Genomic DNA, 21,940 nt, shown 5'->3' with positions numbered 1-21,940 from the left:
CCCCACCGCCTCCCCTACGGGCTCCCGCCCACTCCGCGGCGGAACGGCTCTTGGTCCACCGCGACGCCTCCGCTCGGGCTGCGACACGCCACTCAGGTCGCACTCGGGCGTGATCCCAGGACGGATTCCCCTTCACCCCAGGACGGACGATGCAGCAGCTCAGAACGGACCGGACGGTTCTGCGCTTCTCCTCCACGCCCATGTCGAGCCGCCTCCGGGTCACCGTGCATGCGGCAGCCCATCTGCCGGCGGGTGCGCCGCGCTACTCGTCCTCGGCCCTGGGAGCCGCGTAGAAACGCATGTCGACCGGGCGTGCCCCTTCCGTGGCGGTCTCCCGGGAGTGGGCGTAGCGGTCGAGGAGGGTCTGGTACTCGCGCATGAAGGCGAGGAACTCCTCCTTGGTCAGCCAGGTTCCGTACCGCTGCACCTGGGCCCACCCCTCCGGGCCCCGGTACTCCCGGTGGGCGCGGCGGAAGAGTTCGGTGTCGACGTCGATCTTGAGCATGGCGAGCTGCCTGGCGGCGTCGTACTCGTCGGGGGCCATCGTCGCGGGGTCGGGCGTGGTGTGGCTGAAGGGCAGGCTCCGCCACCAGCGCTCCCGCCCCCGCGACTTCTCCGGGATCTCCTCGATGAGCTTCTGCTCGGCGAGTCTGCGCAGGTGGTAGCTGGTGGTGCCGGAGCTCTCGCCGAGTTCGCGGGCGAGCACGGTCGAGTTGGCCTCGGCGTGCCGGTGCAGGTAGTCGAGGATGCGGCGGCGCAGCGGGTTGCCGAGCGACTTGTAGAGGGCGGTGCGCTCCAGGCTGGTCAGCTCGGGGGGCTCGGGCGTGCCGTCGGTCATGCGGTCACCGTAACCCTGAGAACCCTGAGCCGTCCCTGATATCTGCCGAATTTTCTTTGCAGAATTTTCTCTGCGGTCTACGGTGGGGGCATGCGGATTGGACCGGCACGGGCGGGACAACCGAGCACGGAACAAGGCGGGGGGCGATCACGTTGCACGAGACGACTACGACGAAGGCGCGGCTGATGAAGCGGACGAAGCGGTGGGCACTGATCCTGCTCGGCTCCTCCGCCGTGCTGCTCGTGCCGTGGATGGTGGTGCTGGCGGTGACGCTGCCCGCCAGCACCGAGGTGCACAACTGGTCGCTGGCCTGGATCGGGCTGGACGTCCTGATGGCGGCGGGCTGCGCGGCGACGGCGGTCCTGGGCCTGCTGGGCGACGCCCGGGCCCGCCTCACCGCCTCGGCGACGGCATCGGTGGCCGTCCTGGACGCGTGGTTCGACATAACGACGTCACCGGTGGGCCGGGCGCTCGTGGAGGCGCTGGCGAGCGCGGTGGCGGAGGCGGGTCTGGCCGTGGCGTGCGTGTTCCTGGCGCTGTCGAAGGGACGGCAGAGCGAGCCCGTGACCCGGGGCTGACGCGCCCGGGATGATCCGGCCCTCTCGCAACTTCGCCTCCCCCGAAGGACACTCGTAGGCAACGGAGTTGCCGCTGGAGGGGGACGGGACATGCGGGACGCCCACCGGGCGGAGGCCGACCGGCTGCTGGTTCGGGCCGTGGAGGAGGAGGTCCGCCGCTCCGGCGGGCGCGTCGACGGACAACTGCTCCTGTCACGGGCACGCGCGGGCATGGAGACCATGGCGCGGTCGGCCACCGAGGAGTACACGTCGTACACCCACGCGCTGGACGAGACGGAGGCGGGCCGGCAGAGCTTCGGGCAGCGGTACGCCAGGGAGGGCGGCGGAACTCCCTTGCTGGTCGCGGCGGTCGCGGCGGTCGCGGCCACCGTCGCCGACCTCTCCCTGGGCACCGGGGTGGCCACGGCGCTCGGCGCGGGTGTGGTGGTCGGGGTGATCGGTGCCGCGGCCACCGTGGTCAAGGTCGCCGGTTCTCATCTGCCGGCCGCTCATCACCACGCCGGCGCGGCCGGTCAGCCCGGCGGTCCCGAGCAGTTGCGGCTGCAGTGGCTGACCGCGCTCGAGGTGCGGGGCATCCGTCCGTTCCTCGACCAGCAGCGGGTGCTCAGCGCCTCCACGGGACCGAAGAAGCAGGGCCCCGGACTGCGCGGCACGGACAAGAGCGCGGCGGCCCGCAGGCGAACGGTGCTTCAGCAGTCGTTCGGCCAGCTGCCCGACCCGGCGGGCCCGTTCGCCGGCCGGCAGCAGGAGCTGGCGCGGATCCGGCAGTGGGCCCAGGCGGCCCGGGCGGCCACGGAGACGCGTCCGACGGTCGTCGTCCTGCACGGTGAGCCGGGTTCCGGCCGTACGACCCTCGCGGTCCGGGCCACCCACGAGCTGAGGGACCTCTTCCGGGGCGCGGTGGTGGTGGATCTGCGCGGCGGCAGCCGGGACGAACCGCCGCTGCCCACCCGGGACGCCCTGCTGCATCTGCTCAACCGGCTGGGCGCGCCGCGCGAGCAGTTGCTGTTCCGTGAGCGTTCCTCGCCCGACCAGCAGGTGAAGCGGCTGAGCGAGCTGTACCACCAGCACCTCACGGGCCTGCCGGTGACGATCGTGCTGGACGACGCCTGTGACGCCGAGCAGGTGCGCACGCTGATCCCGGAGCGGTCCGACAGCCTGGTCCTGGTCACGGCCCGGGAGCAGCTGGACCTGCCGGCCGATCTGCCGGCCTGGGTGCACCAGCTCCCGGTGACCGCGCTGGACGCGGCGGGCGCGGAGGAGCTGCTCGGCGCCGCGGCGCGGGACGCGTCGGGTCCGTACGACGCGCAGTCGGCGGACCGGATCCGGGAGCTGTGCGGCGGGCTGCCGCTGGCCCTGCGGATCGCGGGTTCCTCGCTGGGCGGGGACACGCCGTCGGGTGCGCGTTCGCCGGGCCGGCTGGCCGCGGATCTCGGCGCGTACGGGCCGGTGGAGCCGGTGGAGCGGGTGCTGTGGCTGCGTTACACCGACCAGCCGGAGATCGGGCGCCGGCTGCTGCGGAGGCTGGCGCTGGCCGGGCGGGCCTCGCTCGGTGCGGCGGCCGCGGCCTCCCTGCTGGCCACGGACGAGGCGGAGGCGACCCGGCAGCTGGTCGCGCTGGCCGGGGCCGGCCTGATCGACCATGTCCGGGGCAGCCGGTACCGGCTGCACGACCTGGTCCGGTCCTTCGCCCAGGCCCGCCTGCTGGACGAGGAGGAGGCGGCCGACCGGACGGCCGCGCAGGAGCGGCTGATCGTGAACTACGCGGAGCTCGCGGACTCCGTGCTGCGTCTGGTGGACGGGAACATGTCGACCCGCTCGGACCGGTTCAGCCCGCACGGCTTCACCTCGCTCGACGAGGCGCTGCGCTGGCTGGACGACGAGTCGAGTTTCATCACGGCGGCGCTCCGGCACGCCGAGGGCGTCGACGAGACCGCCGTGCAGAACCTGCTGGGTGCCCTGTGCGACTACTGCCTGCTGCGCGGTGACCTGTACCGGCTGGGCGAGATCAGTGAGCTGGCGCAGTCGGTGGACCAGGGGCTGATGGTCCGTTCCGTGCAGTGGCGCACGGGTATCGCGGCCCGTCAGCTGGGTGAACTGGACAAGGCCCGCACCACGCTCGCCTCGGTCGTCGACCTCTACATGGAGGCGCATCACGACGCAGGCGCGGCCCGCGCCCTGTGCTCGCTCGGGATCACCCTGCACCATCAGGGCCAGCTCACGGAGGCGGCGGCCAGGCTCCAGGAGGCCCTGGACCTCCAGGCGGCGCCCGAGCTGGCCACCGACCGGGCCTGGACGATGCACGCCCTGGCGGCGGTGCAGCGCGACCGTGCCCGGTTGCCGGAGTCCCTGGACCTGCTCACCCGCTCGCTCGTGCTGCACCGGGAGGGCGGGTCGGTGCACGGTGAGGCCTGGGCGCACTTCCAGCTGGGCCAGCTGGCGCTGCGGATGGGTGACGTACCGCGTGCGGAGCGGGAGCTCGGGGCAGCGCTGGAGCGTTACGGCCGTACCCGGGACGCGCGGGGCGAGGCCTGGGCGCTGACGCAGCTGGCGCGGGCCCGGCTGGTGGACGGGGACACGTCGCCGGCGGTCGAGGGACTGCGCCTGGCCGCCGCCCGCCACCGGGACAACGAGGACGCGCGCGGCGAGGCGTGGACCGTCTACTACCTGGGCCAGGCTCTGGAGGAGGCCGGTTCCCTGGACCAGGCGGTCCGGGAGCTGGAGCGTTCACGGACCATGTTCTCCCGGATGCGGGACGTCTACGGTCTGGCGTGCGCCCGGCACCACTCGGCACGGGTCACCCGCGACCAGCGGGCGGCCCAGACCGGCTCGCTGCGCAACTCCGGTTTCGCCCGGCAGCTGCTCGTCGACGCCCGTGCCGACTTCCAGCGCATCGGTGTCGCCCACGGCGAGGCGTGGACGTGTCTGGAGCTGGCCGTGGTGGACGCCGGCAACGCCCGCACCCAGCAGGCTCTGGCCCTGTGCGACGAGGCGGTGGCCCTGTTCGCCTCGTACGGGGACCGCCGCGGTGAGGACTGGGCGCGTTTCCTGCGCTGCACCCTGCTGCCCTACGCCGCGCCCGGCGGCACGGAGGTGGGCACCGCGGTCGCCCAGGAGGACCTGGCGCAGCTCGCCCGCTCCCGGCATCCGCTGCGCGACGAGAAACTGGCCGAGTACGTCACGGCGTACGGGCTGCTCCTGGAGCGCGGCGTGAGCCTGGAGTCGGGCTGGCAGGCCTGGCGCCTGGGCATGGTGCCCGGCCGGCACGCCCGTGAGGTGATGGGGGTGCCGGTGCCGGGCGGGGCGTGACGCGGGTCAGCCCTTGGGGCGTGCCGCGGGGGTCCCCGAGTCGGCCTTGGCCGCCGGGGACTCCTCGGACTCCGTGGACTCCTTGAAGTCGACCTTCTGCATGTGCTTGCTCATGGACTTCATCAGGCCCCAGACCGCCAGGGCCATCACCGCGAAGACGATGAAGCCGAGGACGCCGGGGGTGACCTTGTTCTCGTCGACCTCCTTGGCGAGGGGGACGAGGTGCGTCAGTGCCAGGCTTGCGCTCATGTCAGGCATTGTCGCGGATGCCCGCAAAGAGGTCGTCCTCGGGGAGGGAGGTATCGACGAGCGACTTCGCGAGCTCGTACTCCTCGGTCGGCCAGACCTCCTTCTGGAGGTCCATCGGGACCTTGAACCAGCCGCCGTCCGGGTCGATCTGCGTGGCGTGCGCGATCAGCGCCTTGTCACGGATCTCGAAGAAGTCCGCGCACGGGATGTGGGTGGTCAGGGTGCGCTCGGTGCGCTCGAACTCGTTCCACCGCTTCAGCCAGTCGCCGTACGGCGACTCCATGCCGCGCGCCAGCAGGGCGTTGTGCAGTGCCTCGGTGCGCGGACGGTTGAAGCCCTGGTTGTAGTAGAGCTTCTGCGACTGGTACACGGGGCCGTACTCGGCCTCGGGGTACTTCTCGGCGTCGGCCGCGCCCTCGAAGGCCACCATCGAGATCTTGTGGGTCATGATGTGGTCGGGGTGCGGGTAGCCGCCGTTCTCGTCGTAGGTGGTGATCACCTGCGGGCGGAAGGCGCGGATCTTGCGGACCAGTTCACCGGCGGCCTTGTCGACGTCCTCCAGGGCGAAGCAGCCGTCGGGCAGCGGGGGCAGCGGGTCGCCCTCGGGGAGGCCGGAGTCGACGAAGCCGAGCCACTCCTGCTTGACGCCGAGGATCTCGCGGGCCTCGTCCATCTCCTTCTTGCGTACCTCGTGGATGTGCTCCTCGATGTACTTGTCGCCCTGCAGCTTGGGGTTGAGGATGGAGCCGCGCTCCCCGCCCGTGCAGGTCACGACCAGCACGTCCACCCCCTCGGACACGTACTTCGCCATGGTCGCCGCGCCCTTGCTCGACTCGTCGTCGGGGTGGGCGTGGACGGCCATCAGTCGCAGCTGGTCAGTCAAGACTCAATCCTCAGTAAGTCGGCGCCCCGGTAGCTCGGGGGTAATCGGCGGCTTCTATAGTGACTGAATCGGGGGGCGAATAATTCCGGGGCCCGGTTCCTGACGGCCCGGGGGTGGTTCCGGCCAGGAGGACGATCATGAGTACCGCGAGCACGCGGCTGCCCGAGGGCCGCTACGGCCGCTCCTCGGACGAGCGCGCCGACCGCCGGCTCAAGGTCGCGGGCGCGGTACTGGGCGCCCTGGTGCTCGTCCTCGTGGGTTACCTGGCCTACCACTACGTCGTGCAGAACAAGATCAGCGCCCAGGTCGTCACCTTCGACGCCTCCGCCGACGCGGTGAAGGTGCACCTGGAGGTCCACAAGGACGCCGGCGCCTCCGGCTACTGCACGCTGCGCTCCCAGGCGGCGGACGGCTCCGAGGTGGGCCGGGCGGACTTCCGTTTCACCGGTTCGGCGACCGAGATCGACCGGGTGGTCACGCTCCGCACCACGGCCCGGGGCACCACGGCGGAGCTGCTGGGCTGCCACGCCGACTGAGGTCAGCCGGAATACGTACACGCTGACCTGCGTTGACGTGATTCTGATGGCTTATGTCCTCCCCCTTCCGCCGTTGAATTGTTAGGCTCGTGGTTTCGCCCTTCCATGAAGGAACATGCTTCCGGGTAGGGCGATGCTTTGTATTCCCAGTACCGACGAGGAGCACCTGTGACCCAGACCAGCGAGAACGTCACCTGGCTGACCCAGGAGGCGTACAACCAGCTCAGGGCCGAGCTGGAGTACCTGTCTGGTCCTGCGCGCACGGAGATCGCCGCCAAGATCGCGGCCGCGCGCGAGGAGGGCGACCTGCGCGAGAACGGCGGGTACCACGCGGCCAAGGAGGAGCAGGGCAAGCAGGAGCTCCGTGTGCGCCAGCTGACCCAGCTCCTGGAGAACGCGAAGGTCGGTGAGGCGCCGGCGTCGGCGGACGGGGCCGTCGCGCCCGGCATGGTCGTGACGATCGCCTTCGACGGCGACGAGGACGACACCATGACGTTCCTGCTGGCCTCCCGCGAGTACGCGAGCGCGGACGTGGAGACCTACTCCCCGCAGTCCCCCCTGGGCACCGGCGTCATCGGGCACAAGGTGGGCGAGAACGCGGAGTACGAGCTGCCGAACGGCAAGAAGGCCTCGGTGAAGATCCTGAAGGCCGAGGCCTACTCGGGCTGACGAACACCGGACTCGGGCTGACGAACACGGACCGAAGTACACCGACCGGGGCCCCCGGCGTCCGCATGACGCCGGGGGCTCCGTCGTGACCTGGGTCACACGGCGGCGGCGTAAACTGTTCCTGCGCAGGTCGGCTTCCTCCGTAGCCCGGTGTCTTCCGTGACCCGGTTTCTCCCGGAGGTCGGTTCCCATGGACCTCAACACCATCACCGAAGTGATCCGGCGGCCGTCCGAGCGGCCCGGCCCGGACTGGCGCGAGGGCGACGCCTGGCTCGCGGGCGGCACCTGGCTCTACTCGGTGGAGCAGCCGGACCTGCGCCGGCTGGTCGACCTGACGGCGCTGGGCTGGGAGCCGCTGGCGCCGACGGACGCGGGGCTGGAGATCGGCGCCACCTGCACCGTCCGCGACCTGTACGCCTTCCCGTGGCCGCGGCACTGGACGGCCGGGCCGCTCTTCCGGGCCGGCTGTGAGGCGTTCCTGTCCTCGTTCAAGGTGTGGAACGCGGCGACCGTCGGCGGCAACATCTGCCTCTCCCTGCCGGCCGGTCCGATGATCACACTGACGGTCGCGCTGGAGGCGCGGTACGAACTGTGGGCGCCCGACGGGTCCGTCCGCTTCGTCGACGCCGTCGACTTCGTCACCGGCGACCACCGCAACATCCTCGCCCCCGGCGAACTCCTGCGGCGCGTCACCGTCCCGGAGCAGGCGCTGCGCGCACGCGTCGCGCACCGGCGCTTCACGCTGACCCGGCTCGGCCGTTCGACCGTGTTCCTCGTCGGCGTCCGGCGGCCGGGAGCGGAAGGCCTCGCGCTCACCGTCACCGCCGGCACCGTGCGGCCGGTCCGGTTCGTCTTCGACTCCCTGCCCGACGCACGGACCCTGCGACGGAGCATCGACGCGCTGCCGGCCGACGTCTGGTTCGCCGATCCCAACGGGACCCCCGACCATCGCCGGCATCTGACGCGGTACTTCGCCGAGGGGATCCGCCGCGAACTCGACGCTGGTGACCTGCCATGACGTACGTCGTGAACGGCCGGAAATACGACCGGGAACCGGCCCCCGGCCAGTGCCTGCGCACCTTCCTGCGCGAACTCGGTCACTTCGGCGTCAAGAAGGGCTGCGACGCGGGCGACTGCGGCGCCTGCACGGTGTGGCTGGAGGGCGCCCCCGTGCACAGCTGCATCACTCCGGCCTTCCGCGCGGAAGGCCGGGAGGTGACCACGATCGAGGGCCTCGGACGTCCCGGCGCCCCGCATCCCGTCCAGCGGCGGTTCGAGGAGGCCCCCGGGTTCCAGTGCGGTTTCTGCACCGCGGGCATGATCATGACGTCGGCGGCCCTCACCGAGGAGCAGCAGGCCGATCTGCCGCGGGCGCTGAAGGGCAACCTCTGCCGCTGCACGGGTTACCGGGCCATCGAGGACGCCGTGCGGGGCGTCGGCGCGGTGGAGACGGCGGCTCCGGGCCGGGCCGTCGGGACGAGTGTCGGCGCGCCCGCGGGCCACGATGTGGTCACCGGCCGTGCCGAGTTCACCATGGACACGCGGATCGACGGCCTGCTGCACCTGAAGGTGCTGCACTCGCCGCACGCGCACGCCCGGATCCTCTCGATCGACCGGAGCGCCGCCCTCGCGGTGCCCGGCGTGCACCGCGTCTACACCTGGGAGGACGTGCCGCGCAGGCGCTTCACCACGGCCATCCACACCGATCACCTGGTCGACCCGGACGACACCTATGTCCTCGACGACACGGTCCGGTTCGCCGGCCAGCGCGTCGCCGCGGTGCTGGCCGACACGGTCGGGGCGGCCGAGGAGGGCTGCCGGCGGCTCGCGGTCGCGTACGAGGTGCTGCCGGCGGTGTTCGACCCGGAGGCGGCCATGGCCGACGGCGCGCCCCAGCTGCACGGCTCCGAGGATCCGTTCGTCCGCGATCCCGTCCACAACGTCCTGCTGGAACTCCACGCGCACATCGGCGACGTCGACGCGGGGTTCGCCGCGGCCGACGTGATCCACGAGGGCACCTACGTCTCGCCGCGGGTGCAGCACGCGCATCTGGAGACCCACGGATCGATCGCCTGGCTGGCGGACGGCCGGCTGAACGTCCGCACCAGTTCGCAGTCGCCGTCGATCGCGAAGGTCAAACTGGAGTACCTGTTCGCGCTCCGCCCGGACCAGGTGAGGGTGTTCTGCGAGCGCGTCGGCGGCGGGTTCGGCGGCAAGCAGGAAGTGATCACCGAGGACCTGGTCGCGCTCGCCACCCTGGACACCGGGCGGCCCACCTGTCTGGAGTTCACCCGTGAGGAGGAGTTCACCACGGCCTCGCCACGGCACCCGATGACCCTGACGGTCCGGCTCGGCGCGAAGGCCGACGGCACGCTCACCGCCCTCCGGGTGCGCAACGTCTCGAACACCGGCGCCTACGGCAACCACGGCGGCGAGACACTGTACGCGGGCGGCGCCGCCGTCATGATCTACCGCTGCCCCAACAAGAAGTACGACGCGTACTCCGTCTACACGAACACCGTGCCGAGCGGGGCACTGCGCGGCTACGGGATGACCCAGCCGGCGTTCGCGGTGGAGTCGGCGATGGACGAACTGGCCCGTGCCCTGCACCTGGACCCGCTGGAGCTGCGCCGGCGCAACATCGTGCGGCCGGGTGATCCGTTGGTCGCCCTGCACGACGGCCCCGACGACGTGCTCTTCACCGAGGACGGACTCGGCAGGTGCCTCGACCTGGTGGGCAGCGCCCTGGCCCGGACCGCGGGGCTGCCGTCGCCCGGTCCCGAGTGGCTGGTCGGAGTCGGTGTGGCCGCCTCCCTGCACGAGACGGCGCCCCCGACGGAACACCTCTCCGAGGCCTGGGTCACCCTCGGCGACGATCTGGTCTACGAAGTGGCCGTCGGAACCGTCGAGTTCGGGGAGGGCACCTCCACGGCCCACGTCCAGATCGCGGCCGGCCAGCTGGGGACGACGCCGTCGCGGATCCGGCTGGTGCAGTCCGACACCGACCGCACCGGGTTCGACACCGGTGCCTTCGCGAGCGCGGGCCTCTTCGTGGCCGGCAACGCGGTGCTGCGCGCGGCGAACGCCGTGCGCGACCGCATCCTGGAGTTCGCCGCGGCGCACACGGGCGTCCACGTCGTGCTGTGCGCGATGGACGACGACGGTGTCGTGTGCGGGGACCGGCGGGTGCCGCTGGCCGAACTGGTCGCGCTGGCCCGGGCGCGTGGCATCCGGTTCACCGCCGCGCGCAAGGCGTACGGCTCGCCCCGCAGCGTCACCTCCAACACGCAGGGCTTCCGGGTGGCCGTGCACCGGGTGACGGGCGAGATACGGATCCTGTACAGCGTGCAGGCCGCGGACGCCGGGGTGATCATCAATCCGGCGCAGGTGCGGGGCCAGATCGAGGGTGGTGTCGCGCAGGGCGTCGGCTTCGCGCTGACCGAGAACCATCACCTCGACGGCAACGGCGTGATGGTGAACCCGAACCTCCGGAACTACCGCATCCCCACCTTCGCCGACGTCCCCCGGACCGAGGTGCTGCTGGTGGGGTCGGCGGACTCGGTGGGGCCCGTGCGCGCCAAGGGGATGGCGGAGTGCTGCATCAACCCGGTCGCGCCGGCCCTGGCGAACGCGGTGCACGACGCCACGGGCGTCCGTTACCGTGCGCTGCCGCTCACTCCGGAACGGGTGTACGGCCGGCTCCCCGCCGAGCAGTCGACGCCGACGGGCTGAGCGGCCATGGACACCGAACGGAACGTGGCCTGCGCGGCGACGGCGATCATCGGCCAGAAGGTGCTGCCCGGGATGGACCGGCAGTTCGAGTCGTGGCAGGAGGATCTGAACGCCGCGGCCGCCTACTACCCCGGTTTCCTCGGCGCCGAGGTCTCCAAGCCGACCCCGCTGCAACCGGACTGGGTCGTCGTGTACCGGTTCGACTCGGTGCCGCACCTACAGGCGTGGATCAACAGCGCTACCCGGCAGACGTATCTGGACGTCGGGGCCCGGTACTTCGACGGTCCGGCGACCCAGCAGGTGGTCAGCAGCGGCAGCCGGTCACTGGATCCGCTGGTCACCGTGGTGGTCACGCACCGCGTCGACGGGAACCAGGTCGACGCCTTCCTCGACTGGCAGCGTCACATGGTGGAGGAGGAGAGCAGGTTCGAGGGGTTCCGCGGGACGGAGCTCTTCCGTCCCGTCGAGGGACTCCAGGAGGAGTGGACCACGCTGTACCGGTACGACACCGCCGAGCACCTGGACGCCTGGCTGACGTCGCCCGAGCGGCGGGAGGTCCTGGCAGAGGGCGAGAAGTTCAGCGACTTCAGACTGCGCACCATCGACAACTCGTTCGGCAGCTGGTTCGCCTTCGAGGGCAACGGCAAGGAGGCACCGCCGCCGCCCTCGGAGACCCGGACCTCCCTCGCCGTCTGGGTGGGCCTCTACCCGACCGTCGTCCTGCTGTCGCTTGCGCTGTCCCCGCTGCACCTGCCGCTCTGGATCAATCTGCTGGTGGGCAACCTGCTGTCGAGTTTCATCATGAGCTTCCTGACCATGCCCTACTACGTGAACCCGCTGCTCGGACGGTGGCTGCGGCCCTCACCGGACGAGCCGCCGGCCCGGGGCAACGCCCGGGGCCTGGGGCTCGTCGCGGTGGTGATGGCCTGCTGGGCGGCGGTCTTCTACCTCGTCACGGTCCGGTTCTGGACACTGCCCTGACCGGCGGTGCCGCGGCCGTCAGCCGGCCGCCCGGCGGTACTTGCGGACCGCGAGCGTCCGGAAGCCCAGGATGATCACGACCGACCAGATCAGCGAGGCCCACACCGGGTGCTGCATGGGCCAGGCGTCCGACGCGTTGAAGCCGGGCGGAAGGTTGCCGAACAGCTCGCGGCAGGCCTGCACGGTGGCGCTGAACGGGTTCCACTCGGCTATGTGACGCAGGAAGGCCGGCAGATGGCTCGCGTCCACGAACGCGTTCGAGATGAACGTCAGCGGGAACAGCCAGATCAGACCGCCCGAGGTCGCCGCCTCCGGGGTGCGCACCGACAGGCCGATGAGCGCGCCGATCCACGAGAACGCGTACCCGAGCAGCAGGAGCAGACCGAAACCGGCGAGCACCTTGCCGATGTTCTCGTGCGTGCGCCAGCCGACGATCAGCGCGACGACCGCCAGCACCACCAGGGTGAGCGCCGTCTGCACCAGGTCGGCCAGGGTGCGCCCGGTCAGCACCGCGCCGCGCGCCATGGGCAGCGACCGGAACCGGTCGATGAGTCCCTTGTGCATGTCGTCGGCGATGCCCGCGCCGGCGCCCGCCGTGGCGAAGGTGACGGTCTGGGCGAAGATGCCGGCCATCAGGAACTCCCGGTAGGCCTGCGTGGAGCTGGACGAGCCGACCGTGATCGAGCCGCCGAACACGTAGGTGAACAGCACCACGAACATGATCGGCTGGATCAGCCCGAAGATGAGCATCTCGGGGATCCGGCCCATGCGAATCAAGTTTCTGCGGGCCACGACCATCGAGTCGTTCACGGCACTCACTTCGCGGCCTCCTCGTGGCTGTCCTTGCCGGTGTTCCCGCGGGTGTTCTGCTTGCTGTCCGGTGCGCCGTCGCCCTCGGGCCGCTCCTCGGCCACGTGTCCGGTCAGGGACAGGAAGACGTCGTCGAGGGTGGGGCGGCGCAGGGCGATGTCGTCTATCTCGATGCCCCGGCCGTCCAGCTCGCGGATGACCTCGGCGAGCAGCTTGGCGCCGCCGGTGACGGGCACGGTGAGCTTGCGGGTGTGCTCCTCGACGGTGGTGTCGCCCTTGCCGAAGCCGGTCAGCACCTCGGCGGCGGTCCGGATGTGGTCGCGCTCGTGCACCACGACCTCGACGCGCTCCCCGCCGGTGCGGGCCTTGAGCTGGTCGGAGGTGCCCTGGGCGATGACCCGGCCGTGGTCCACGACCGCGATGTCGTGGGCTAGGTGGTCGGCCTCCTCCAGGTACTGGGTGGTGAGCAGCAGTGTCGTACCGCCGGAGACGAGTTGCTTGATGACCTCCCACAGCTGCTGGCGGTTGCGGGGGTCCAGGCCGGTCGTCGGTTCGTCCATGAACATCACGGGCGGCGAGACGACCAGGGCGGCGGCGAGGTCGAGGCGGCGGCGCATACCACCGGAGTACGTCTTGGTGGGGCGGTCGGCGGCGTCGGTGAGGTGGAACTGCTCCAGCAGCTCGACCGCGCGGGCCTTCGCCTCCCTGGCCCGCATCTGGTAGAGCCGGCCGACCATCTGCAGGTTCTCACGGCCGGTCAGGTACTCGTCGACCGCGGCGAACTGTCCGGACAGGCCTATGGAGCGGCGTACGGCGTCCGGCTGTTTGAGCACGTCGACGCCCGCGACGACGGCCTTGCCGCTGTCGGGGCGGAGCAGCGTCGTCAGGCAGCGCACGGCGGTGGTCTTGCCGGCGCCGTTCGGCCCCAGCAGTCCGAGGACCGTGCCTTCGGGGACGTCGAGGTCGACGCCGTCCAGTGCCCTTACGTCGCCGAAGGTCTTCACCAGGCCTTCGGCATAGATGGCGCCCGGCATATCAGTCTCCACGTCGTCGGGGATGCTTCGAAAAAGGCTAGGTATGCGCGCTTCGGCCCGCCTATGGTTTTCGCCGACGCGACGGTGTGCGGGCACGGCAAGCGGGCACAGCCACGCGACACACCATAACGCGATGTATCGCGTCCGTCGACGGATTTTCCCGAACGAGTGAATAACTGGTTTCTGACCTGGGGTTTTCGTCTCGTCGGGAGAATCGGCTGCTCAGTCGATGACCGGGTAACCCGCCTCGCGCAGGGCCTGGCCGACCTCCGTGCAGTGCGCCGGCCCCTTGGTCTCCAGGTGCAGTTCCACCTCCGCCTCGGACAGCCCCAGCCGGGGGTCGGTCCGGACGTGACTCACGTCGAGGACGTTGGCGTCGGCCGCCGACAGCACCCCGAGCAGCGTGGCGAGGGCCCCGGGCCGGTCGGTCAGCCGCAGCCGTACGGCCAGGTAGCGGCCCTGCGCGGACATGCCGTGCCGCAGCACGCGCTGCATCAGCACCGGATCGACGTTGCCGCCGGACAGCACCGCGACGACCGGTCCGGCGAAGGCGCCGGGCTCGGCCAGCAGCGCCGCCACCGGACCCGCGCCGGCCGGTTCCACCACCAGCTTGGCCCGCTCCAGGCACAGCAGCAGCGCGGCGGAGAGCTGGTCCTCACCGACCGTACGGACCTCGTCGACCAGCTCCCTGACGATCGCGAACGGCACGTCACCGGGCCGTCCCACTTTGATGCCGTCGGCCATCGTCGCCGGGTTCGCCACCGTCACCGGGTGCCCGGCCGCCAGCGAGGGCGGGTACGCGGCCGCGCCCGCCGCCTGGACGCCGACGATCCGCACGTCCGGCCTGATCGACTTCACCGCGACCGCGATCCCGGCCGCGAGACCGCCGCCGCCCATCCCGACCACGATCGTGCCCACCTCCGGGCACTGGTCCAGGATCTCCAGGCCGACCGTGCCCTGACCCGCGATGACGTCGGGATGGTCGAAGGGGTGGATGAACACCGCGCCGGTCTCGGCCGCGTACTCCTGGGCGGCGGCCAGCGTCTCGTCGACCACCTGGCCGTGCAGCCGTACCTCGGCGCCGTAGTGCCGGGTCGCGCTGATCTTGGGCAGGGGCGCGCCGTCGGGCATGAACACCGTCGAGTGCACCCCGAGCAGCGACGAGGCCAGCGCCACGCCCTGCGCGTGGTTCCCGGCGCTGGCGGCCACCACCCCGGCGGCACGCTCCTCGGGCAGCAGCCCGGCGATCCGGACGTAGGCGCCGCGCAGCTTGAACGAACCGGTCCGCTGGAGGTTCTCGCACTTGAGGTGCACCGGCGACCCGACCAGCTGGGACAGGTGTCTGCTGCCCTCCATCGCGGTCGTCCGCGCGACGCCCGTGAGCATCTTCTGGGCGCCGCGCACGTCGTCGAGGGTCACGGAGCGCAAGGAGTCAGCCGTGCTGTAGCTCATGACTCGAGTCTCGCAGTTCACCGGCCGAAGGCGCGGGTGTGACCAAGCTCCGAGACCGGTTTGCGCAGCGCCGGTACGGCTCGCCCCCTGTCCGCGTACTCTGTCCCCCACACTCCAGCACTCTTCATGAAGTGAGCCCCCGGCCATGCCCACAACACCTGAAATGTCGATGGACATGACGACCGTCGGTGACACCGGTCTACTCGACACGCTGCAGCACGAGGTGGCGGTGTTCGCCCGCCGTGCCGAACAGACTCGGCTCGGCGGTGTCGGGCAGGTGCGCAACTCCATGGACCGTGCCGCGTACCTGCTGCTCAACCGGCTCGACAAGGAAGGCCCCATGGGGGTCAAGGCACTCGCGGCGAGCATGGGGATCGACTCCTCGACGGTCACCCGGCAGGTGGCTCCGCTGGTCGACACCGGGCTCGTCAAGCGCACCTCGCACCCCGAGGACGGCCGGGCCGTGGTGCTCCAGCTGTCCCCGCGCGGGCTGTCCCGGCTGGAGGAAGTCCGTTCCTCGCGGCGCCAGTTGATGGCGGAGCTGACCCAGGACTGGGAACCGCAGGAACGCGAGACGTTCTGTGCCCTGCTGACCCGCTTCAACAGCGCCCTGTCCGCCCGGATGTCCGTGACACCGGTGACGGACGCCCCGCCGGCCTCCTGAACCGACGGGCGCCGGGGCCTGCCGGGAACATCCGTCCCGCGCGCGTGGTGCGCGGCTCTTGACCGAGGGCCCGGCCCTGGCCTCATATGAGACCGGGGCCCGTCGTACCCGTGTCGGGGGTCCCGCGGAGGGGGAGGCGCGGTGCGTGATCGGCAGGCGTCCCAGGATGCCCGCCGGGCCCGGGAGTTCGAGGCGTTCGTCGCGGGCGCGGCCGGACGGCTCCTGCATGCCGCCACCCTGCTGACCGCCGAGACCCCGGACGCCAACCCGCGCGCCCGGCGCCTGCTGACCCTCGCCCTCGCGCACACCTACGCGGGCTGGGACCGGCTGCGCGGCGACGACCCGTACGACCGCGCCCGCCAGCACCTCGCCCTGCGCTTCGCGAACTCCGCCTGGCACCAGTACGGCGGTCCGCTGAGCCGCGCCCGCCCGCACCCCGGCACCACGCTCGCCGCGCTCACCCCGCAGGAACGTCTGATCCTGGTGCTGCGGCTGTACGAGGGGGTCGCCGAGGAGCAGACGGCGGCGCTGCTGGGCCTGCCCACGGAACGCGTGCGCCTGCTCTGTGACCGGGCGACGGCCACCCTGCTGCACCCGCCCCGCAGGGCGGCGCGCACGCTCCTAGGAGCGAAGCCGGCACCGTCGTGAACCGGATCGAGCGCGAGGCGGCCGCCCGCCGGCTCATGGAGCGCACCCCGCCCCCGGTACCGCCCGACCTCTACGGCGAGGTGCTGCGGCGGGGCGGCCGCATGCTGCGGCGCAGGCGCAGGGCCCGCAGGCTGCTGTGGCTGCTGCTGTGCGCGGCCGCGGTGGCGTTCACCGTGTGGGCGGCCACCGTCCACCCGTGGGCGGAGCCGCCGTCCACGACGACCCCGCCCGTCACCGACTGGTGACCGGTCAGCCGAGCGCCTGCCTCAGGTCTTCCAGCAGGTCTTCGACGTTCTCGATGCCCACGGACAGCCGCACCAGGTCGGCGGGCACCTCCAGGGCGGAGCCCGCCACCGACGCGTGCGTCATCCGTCCCGGGTGCTCGATCAGCGACTCGACCCCGCCCAGGGACTCGCCGAGGGTGAAGACCTTGGCGCGGTTGCAGACCTCGACGGCCGCCTCCTCACCGCCCTCGACCTGGAAGGAGACCATGCCGCCGAAGGCCTTCATCTGCTTGGCGGCGGTCTCGTGCCCAGGGTGCTCGGGCAGGCCCGGGTAGAGGACACGCGTCACGCGCGCGTGCCGGCTCAGCATGTCGGCGATCCGGGTGGCGTTCTCGCTGTGCCGGTCCATGCGCACCGCGAGCGTCTTGGTGCCGCGCAGCACCAGCCAGGAGTCGAACGGCCCGGCGACCGCGCCCATGGCGTTCTGGTGGTAGGCCAGCTCCTCGCCCAGCGTCTGGTCCGACACGATCAGCGCACCGCCGACCACGTCCGAGTGACCGCCCATGTACTTCGTCAGGGAGTGCACGACCACGTCCGCGCCGAGGGAGAGCGGCTGCTGGAGGTACGGCGTGGCGAAGGTGTTGTCGACGACGAGCCGGGCGCCCGCGTCGTGCGCGACCTGGGCGACGGCGGCGATGTCGGTGATGCCCAGCAGCGGGTTGGAGGGGGTCTCCACCCAGACCGCCTTGGTCTTCGGGGTGATCGCGGCGCGCACGGCGGCCGGGTCGCTGGTGTCGGCGACCGACCACTCCACGCCCCACCGGGAGACGACCTTCGCGAACAGCCGGAACGTGCCGCCGTAGGCGTCGTTCGGGATGACCACGTGGTCGCCGGGGCTGAGCAGCGTGCGCAGCAGGGCGTCCTCGGCCGCCAGGCCGGACGCGAACGCCAGCCCGCGGCGCCCGCCCTCCAGCGCGGCGAGGTTCTCCTCCAGGGCGGTCCTGGTGGGATTGGCGCTACGGCTGTACTCGTAGCCACCGCGCAGGCCGCCGACGCCGTCCTGCTTGTAGGTCGAGACCTGGTAGATCGGCGGTACGACCGCGCCGGTGAGGGGGTCCGCCGTGTTGCCCGCGTGGATGGCGAGGGTCTCGAAGTGCTGACTGATGTGCCTGTCGCTCATGAGTAGTGAGCCTAGTGCTCCCGCGCGCCCGGCGCGTTTTGCACCGGGCGCGCCGCCGGTGGTCCACAGACCACGGCACGGGTTGACCACAGGGCACGACACCCGTTGTCCACAGGCCACGGGACCGGTTGTCCACAAGCCACGGGACCGGTTGGCCAATTGTCGGCGCCGTCTGGTTCGCTTGACGCATGGCGATTCTCTGGACCCTGATGGCGCTGCTCCTGCTGAGCTTCGCGCTGCTCCCCGTCCTGCGGCGGCGGCGCGGCGTGATCGAGCGGGTCCACCCGAGCCACCCGGACGCCGCCGACCCGGCGGACTACGGATTCGTGCGCGAGGAGGACCTGGACGTCCGCCTGCCCGGCCCCGACCAGGACCTGCTCGACGTCCTCGACGTCGTGCAGCGCACCCAGGACTACCGGGCGGCCGCGCAGCTGCTCGCGGGCACGGAGATCACGGGTGAGGTGCGCTGGCAGCGGGTCCAGGCCTTCGCCGGCGCGGCGGCCCTGGAGCTCAAGGAGCGGCCGGGCGGGGTCAGCGAGACACCGGGCGGCCAGTGGCTGCGGGTGTGGCGGGCCGAGCAGCCCAAGGACGCGGGCGGCGCCGCCGTGCACGCGGAGTTCCTGGCGCAGCAGGCGTGGCGGACGTCGACACCGGGCACCGACGACTTCCGGATCATCATGGAGGAGGCCAGGGACGCCTGCGGGCAGGCGGCGCTGCTGTCCCCCGGCGACCCGGTGCCGTACGTCACCGAGCTGTCGGTGGCGCGCGGGCTGAACTACTCGCAGCCCGAGTTCGAGAAGCTGTGGCTGAAGATCCTGGACCGCGCGCCCACGCACATGGGGGCGCATCTGGCGGCCCTGCACTACTGGTGCGAGAAGTGGCACGGTTCACGCGAGCTGGCGTACTCCTTCGCGGAGGCCGCCGCCGCCCGTGCCCCGCGGGGCTCACTGCTGGCCGCGCTGCCGTTGTTCGCCGTCTTCGAGCACCTGCCCGAGGTCAACCTGGTGGCGGGCTTCTACCAGAGCGAGGTCGTCACCAAGGCGGTCCACGGCGCCCTGCACGCCGTGCACGCGGCCCGCCAGGACGACCCGATGCTCGCCCACGTCCGGCACCTGCTGGTCTTCTTCCTGGTGCGCTCCGAGCGCTGGTCGGAAGCCATGGGTGAGCTGGTGAGCGTGGACGGGCACGTGGGGGCCCTGCCGTGGACGCTGTCGGCGAACCCGGCAGCCGAGTTCGCCCTCTACCGCGCGCTCGCGGTGGCCGGCTACGAGGCGAACGGCGGGAACCCGGCGACGCTGCGGAGCTGAGGCGACCCTGCGGAGCTGAGCATCCCGCACGCCTGGTTCCGCTCCGTGGTTCAGTCCCTGGCGCCGCCGCACCTCGGCTCGGCGAGGCCGCCCTGCCGGGGCGTTCGCGCCGGCGGGGACGGGTGGGTGCCGTCTCCGGCGACCGGCTGGAAGTAGTGGTCCAGGGCCCAGGCGGCCAGGCGGGCGCCGGCCCGGCAGCCGGCCACGTCCGCCGTGCGGGAGTGGACGCCGCCCCACACCCGGGCGTCGACGACGTCCCGGTCGAGATCGTCAGCGGACCCGTAGAACCGCGTGGTGCCGGTGACGTCGGACGGGACGTGAAGGTCGATGTGCGAGGTGCCGAGGACGCCGGTCAGGGCGCGTGCCACGGCGGCGGCGACGGTGGTGTGGCCGGCGACGTGGTCCGGGTGCGGCGGGGTGACGAGCAGCGGCTCCCAGGCGGGGTCCGCCGTCGTCGCGGGGTTGCCGTCGGTGTCGGCGAGGCGGATGGCGGTGACCGGCCGCCAGGAGGCGTAGTGGAGCTTGGCGTCCCATGCCGTGACCACGGCGTCGGTCGCGGACGCGTTCACCGCGGCGAACAGCCGGGCCGTCTCGGCGACGCCGAGCCGGTGCCGGGCGGCGTGGTCCCGTACGGCTGTCTCGACCTGTTCGACCAGGTTGCCGCTGAAGAAGAGGGCGGTCTCGGTCTGCCGCGCGCTCCGGTCCGAGCCGGTCTTCGCGCCCATCGCCTTCAGCTCCTGGATGTCCCGGGCGTAGGCGGCCGAGGACAGGGCGGGAGGTCCGCCGGGGCGGAACTGCTGCGGGGAGACGAGCAGGAGAGGGCGGAGCCTGGCGAGCCAGGTGTCGATGAAGGGCTGGAACGCGGGCGGGGTGGGCCGCCAGACCCCCGGTGCCGGGGCGGCGGTGAACGGAACGTCCGCGAACCGTCCGTCCCCTTCGCGGAGTTCGATGACGCGGGCGGCGGCGCGTCGTCCGTAGTCGACGCCGCGGTCCGTGGCCTGGCCGGCCGGCAGGGCGGCGAGCGTGTCCGCGTAGGCGGTGTCGAGCCGCGCCCCGAAGGCAGGGAACAAGGTGAGCAGCACGTCGTGGGCCGCGGTGGCGGCGGCCGCCGCGGAGGAGGCCCCGGCCGGACCGCGCTCGTGCCATTTGTAGAGGGCGTAGCCCCCCTCGATCCCCACCACGGCGTTGTACACCGCGACGGAGACGAACCCCTCCCAGACGGCCGCCTGCCCGGAGGGGCGGGGGCCGAGACCGGCCTTGATCGTGTCGGTGGCGACGGCGTTCCAGTCGCGGACCACGGCTGCCGGGTCCGCCACGCCCCGGGTATCCACGACGGGAGGGGGCGCCGCGGCGGTGAGCGTCACGAGGGCGGCGGCCGCGACGGCGCAGACGAATCCCCGGACACGAGAACGCGGTCGAACGGGAGGAGAGGGCTCTTGGTACACGTCGTCCTCACTGGAGTCGAGTGCCCAAGGCATAGCAACGCGCCACTCCACGATCAAGACAACTCGCCGCAAACCGGGCGGACGTCTCGCGCCCTCGCCCGCTCCGGGGTCAGGCCTCGCGGCGCTGTTCCTGGACGGTCTTCATCAGGTCGGCCAGAGCGGACTCGCTCTCGTCGTCGCGCCGGTCGTCGATCGCGGCGAGGGCGGCGGCCGCGGCGGCGCGGACCGGGTGGGGAAGACCGTCGGCGGCCGTGAGCCGGTAGGCGGCGTTGCGGCGGGCCCGGCGCTCGGCGGAGTCCACCGCGTCGGGGCCCGACAACGGGAAGACGGCGGCGCGGTACGCCGATATCCCGAGCACCATCATGTCCGCGATCCCGTCGGCGTAGCCGAGCGCCGCCGCCCTGCCCTGGCCCTCCCGGATGGTCGCGATCATGTGCCGGCGGGACAGCACCGAACCCAGCGCTCCGCCGCCTCCCAGGGAGATGGCGCAGGCGACCGCGAGGAACGGCCCGTCCCACACGTAGCCGGTGATCCCGCCGAGGACCGCGAGGGCGACGGTCCACGCCGCCGCGGTCCGGGCACTTATCCGCTCGGGTGTGGTGTCCATGGCGAGAGTGTGCCAGCCGGCGGGGACGGCACCCGCGCCGGGTGGGCACCGCCCCCGCCACGGCTCGCGCCGCCCCCCTCAGGACACCCGGCTCAGCCCTGCGTACGGGCGGGCAGGCGCCAGCCCGGGCGCGGGAAGTGGCAGGTGTAGCCGTTGGGGTAACGCTCCAGGTAGTCCTGGTGCTCGGGCTCGGCCTCCCAGAAGGGGCCCACCGGCTCCACCTCGGTGACGACCTTGCCCGGCCACAGCCCGGAGGCGTCCACGTCGGCGATGGTGTCCTCGGCGACCCGCTTCTGCTCGTCGTCCGTGTAGTAGATCGCCGAGCGGTAGCTGAGGCCGATGTCGTTGCCCTGGCGGTTCCTGGTGCTCGGGTCGTGGATCTGGAAGAAGAACTCCAGGATCGCGCGGTAGTCGGTCTGCTCGGGGTCGAAGAGGATCTCGATGGCCTCCGCGTGCGTGCCGTGGTTACGGTACGTCGCGTTCGGCACGTCACCCCCGGTGTAGCCGACCCGGGTCGCGGTCACGCCCGGGAGCTTGCGGATCAGGTCCTGCATCCCCCAGAAGCATCCGCCCGCCAGCACGGCCCTCTGCGTCTGCGCAGCCATCGCGACTCCTCCTCTTTCTGTCGTGCCCACGCGGTCACGACCACTCAGCTCAACACCCGAAGGCCCCGAGCGATTCCGCCTCCGACCGGTGCGCGCACCTCCGCTCGCCGGCCACGGACCCTGGCTGACAACGCCCGCCGCACCAGAGTCCCCGCGTTCCCAGGGTCGGCCTGCCATGCCGCGTCCAGG

Annotated in this window: 21 protein-coding genes; 11 read left to right on the top strand and 10 right to left on the bottom strand. The window is 71.9% G+C overall.

From position 1 onward, the window contains the following. Positions 1-262: 262 nt before the first annotated feature. Positions 263-838, bottom strand: coding sequence for an ArsR/SmtB family transcription factor (locus MB828_RS33920; RefSeq protein ID WP_301651516.1), 576 nt, complete (start codon positions 836-838; stop codon positions 263-265). 185 nt (positions 839-1,023) lie between these two features. Here MB828_RS33920 and MB828_RS33915 point away from each other — a divergent pair, with 185 nt between their 5' ends. Both MB828_RS33915 and MB828_RS33910 read left to right on the top strand, forming a co-directional pair. Then, positions 1,024-1,416: a hypothetical protein gene (locus MB828_RS33915; protein WP_133025569.1), complete on the top strand. Its 393-nt coding sequence runs from the start codon at positions 1,024-1,026 to the stop codon at positions 1,414-1,416. Positions 1,417-1,506: 90 nt separating this feature from the next. After that, positions 1,507-4,725 (top strand): tetratricopeptide repeat protein, encoded by a 3,219-nt coding sequence (locus MB828_RS33910; RefSeq protein ID WP_301651515.1) that lies wholly within the window; start codon positions 1,507-1,509, stop codon positions 4,723-4,725. 6 nt (positions 4,726-4,731) lie between these two features. On the opposite strand, the gene MB828_RS33905 is transcribed toward MB828_RS33910, so the two are convergent. Then, complete coding sequence (locus tag MB828_RS33905) at positions 4,732-4,983, bottom strand: hypothetical protein (protein ID WP_301651514.1); 252 nt, start codon at positions 4,981-4,983, stop codon at positions 4,732-4,734. Continuing rightward, positions 4,976-5,857: a mycothiol conjugate amidase Mca gene (gene mca / locus MB828_RS33900; RefSeq protein ID WP_133025572.1), complete on the bottom strand. Its 882-nt coding sequence runs from the start codon at positions 5,855-5,857 to the stop codon at positions 4,976-4,978. Before mca ends, MB828_RS33905 begins: the two co-directional genes overlap by 8 nt. 137 nt (positions 5,858-5,994) lie before the next feature. Here mca and MB828_RS33895 point away from each other — a divergent pair, with 137 nt between their 5' ends. From MB828_RS33895 to MB828_RS33875, 5 genes are all read left to right on the top strand, one after another. Further along, complete coding sequence (locus MB828_RS33895; protein ID WP_046731889.1) at positions 5,995-6,393, top strand: DUF4307 domain-containing protein; 399 nt, start codon at positions 5,995-5,997, stop codon at positions 6,391-6,393. 168 nt (positions 6,394-6,561) lie between these two features. Further along, complete coding sequence (gene greA / locus MB828_RS33890) at positions 6,562-7,062, top strand: transcription elongation factor GreA (RefSeq protein WP_046731888.1); 501 nt, start codon at positions 6,562-6,564, stop codon at positions 7,060-7,062. Between the two features lie 190 nt (positions 7,063-7,252). Beyond that, positions 7,253-8,080 (top strand): FAD binding domain-containing protein, encoded by an 828-nt coding sequence (locus tag MB828_RS33885; RefSeq protein WP_301651513.1) that lies wholly within the window; start codon positions 7,253-7,255, stop codon positions 8,078-8,080. Further along, a complete protein-coding gene (locus MB828_RS33880; RefSeq protein WP_301651512.1) occupies positions 8,077-10,794 on the top strand; it encodes a molybdopterin-dependent oxidoreductase in 2,718 nt (905 codons plus the stop codon). The genes MB828_RS33885 and MB828_RS33880 overlap by 4 nt, the downstream gene beginning before the upstream one ends. 6 nt (positions 10,795-10,800) lie before the next feature. After that, entirely contained in the window at positions 10,801-11,775 is a 975-nt protein-coding gene (locus MB828_RS33875; RefSeq protein WP_301651511.1) for an antibiotic biosynthesis monooxygenase, read from the top strand. A gap of 18 nt (positions 11,776-11,793) precedes the next feature. Here the strand turns inward: MB828_RS33875 and MB828_RS33870 are convergent, their stop codons facing one another. From MB828_RS33870 to ilvA, 3 genes are all read right to left on the bottom strand, one after another. Beyond that, positions 11,794-12,573 carry an ABC transporter permease gene (locus MB828_RS33870; protein WP_301651543.1) on the bottom strand — a complete coding sequence of 260 codons (780 nt, stop codon included), beginning with the start codon at positions 12,571-12,573 and terminating at the stop codon, positions 11,794-11,796. 17 nt (positions 12,574-12,590) lie between these two features. Next, a complete protein-coding gene (locus tag MB828_RS33865) occupies positions 12,591-13,619 on the bottom strand; it encodes an ATP-binding cassette domain-containing protein (RefSeq protein ID WP_301651510.1) in 1,029 nt (342 codons plus the stop codon). A 222-nt stretch (positions 13,620-13,841) separates the two neighbouring features. Then, positions 13,842-15,071: a threonine ammonia-lyase gene (ilvA, locus tag MB828_RS33860; protein WP_301651509.1), complete on the bottom strand. Its 1,230-nt coding sequence runs from the start codon at positions 15,069-15,071 to the stop codon at positions 13,842-13,844. A gap of 169 nt (positions 15,072-15,240) precedes the next feature. Here ilvA and MB828_RS33855 point away from each other — a divergent pair, with 169 nt between their 5' ends. The 3 genes from MB828_RS33855 (at position 15,241) to MB828_RS33845 (ending at position 16,628) form a co-directional block, all read left to right on the top strand. Next, the gene (locus tag MB828_RS33855; RefSeq protein ID WP_133025726.1) at positions 15,241-15,735 is read left to right on the top strand and encodes a MarR family winged helix-turn-helix transcriptional regulator; all 495 of its coding nucleotides are present in this window, start codon (positions 15,241-15,243) and stop codon (positions 15,733-15,735) included. A gap of 141 nt (positions 15,736-15,876) precedes the next feature. After that, on the top strand, positions 15,877-16,383 hold the full coding sequence (locus tag MB828_RS33850) for a sigma factor-like helix-turn-helix DNA-binding protein (RefSeq protein WP_301651508.1): 507 nt from the start codon (positions 15,877-15,879) through the stop codon (positions 16,381-16,383). Continuing rightward, positions 16,380-16,628 carry a hypothetical protein gene (locus tag MB828_RS33845; RefSeq protein WP_301651507.1) on the top strand — a complete coding sequence of 83 codons (249 nt, stop codon included), beginning with the start codon at positions 16,380-16,382 and terminating at the stop codon, positions 16,626-16,628. Before MB828_RS33850 ends, MB828_RS33845 begins: the two co-directional genes overlap by 4 nt. Positions 16,629-16,632: 4 nt before the next feature. On the opposite strand, the gene MB828_RS33840 is transcribed toward MB828_RS33845, so the two are convergent. Next, positions 16,633-17,787 carry a cystathionine gamma-synthase gene (locus MB828_RS33840; protein WP_301651506.1) on the bottom strand — a complete coding sequence of 385 codons (1,155 nt, stop codon included), beginning with the start codon at positions 17,785-17,787 and terminating at the stop codon, positions 16,633-16,635. 188 nt (positions 17,788-17,975) lie between these two features. On the opposite strand from MB828_RS33840, the gene MB828_RS33835 reads away from it, so the two are divergent. Then, the gene (locus tag MB828_RS33835) at positions 17,976-19,094 is read left to right on the top strand and encodes a hypothetical protein (protein ID WP_301651505.1); all 1,119 of its coding nucleotides are present in this window, start codon (positions 17,976-17,978) and stop codon (positions 19,092-19,094) included. A gap of 50 nt (positions 19,095-19,144) precedes the next feature. Here MB828_RS33835 and MB828_RS33830 read toward each other — a convergent pair whose 3' ends face one another. The 3 genes from MB828_RS33830 to msrA all read right to left on the bottom strand — a co-directional run bounded on the left by MB828_RS33830 (position 19,145) and on the right by msrA (position 21,751). After that, positions 19,145-20,410: a vanadium-dependent haloperoxidase gene (locus MB828_RS33830; RefSeq protein WP_301651504.1), complete on the bottom strand. Its 1,266-nt coding sequence runs from the start codon at positions 20,408-20,410 to the stop codon at positions 19,145-19,147. A gap of 238 nt (positions 20,411-20,648) precedes the next feature. Continuing rightward, a complete protein-coding gene (locus MB828_RS33825) occupies positions 20,649-21,146 on the bottom strand; it encodes a hypothetical protein (protein ID WP_301651503.1) in 498 nt (165 codons plus the stop codon). A gap of 92 nt (positions 21,147-21,238) precedes the next feature. Beyond that, positions 21,239-21,751 (bottom strand): peptide-methionine (S)-S-oxide reductase MsrA, encoded by a 513-nt coding sequence (gene msrA / locus MB828_RS33820; protein WP_133025584.1) that lies wholly within the window; start codon positions 21,749-21,751, stop codon positions 21,239-21,241. Positions 21,752-21,940 lie beyond the last annotated feature (189 nt).

Origin of the sequence: Streptomyces arenae, from assembly GCF_022343545.1 — a bacterium.
In the GTDB taxonomy this organism is placed as follows: domain Bacteria; phylum Actinomycetota; class Actinomycetes; order Streptomycetales; family Streptomycetaceae; genus Streptomyces; species Streptomyces humi.
This window is presented reverse-complemented; position numbering and strand designations above follow the sequence as displayed.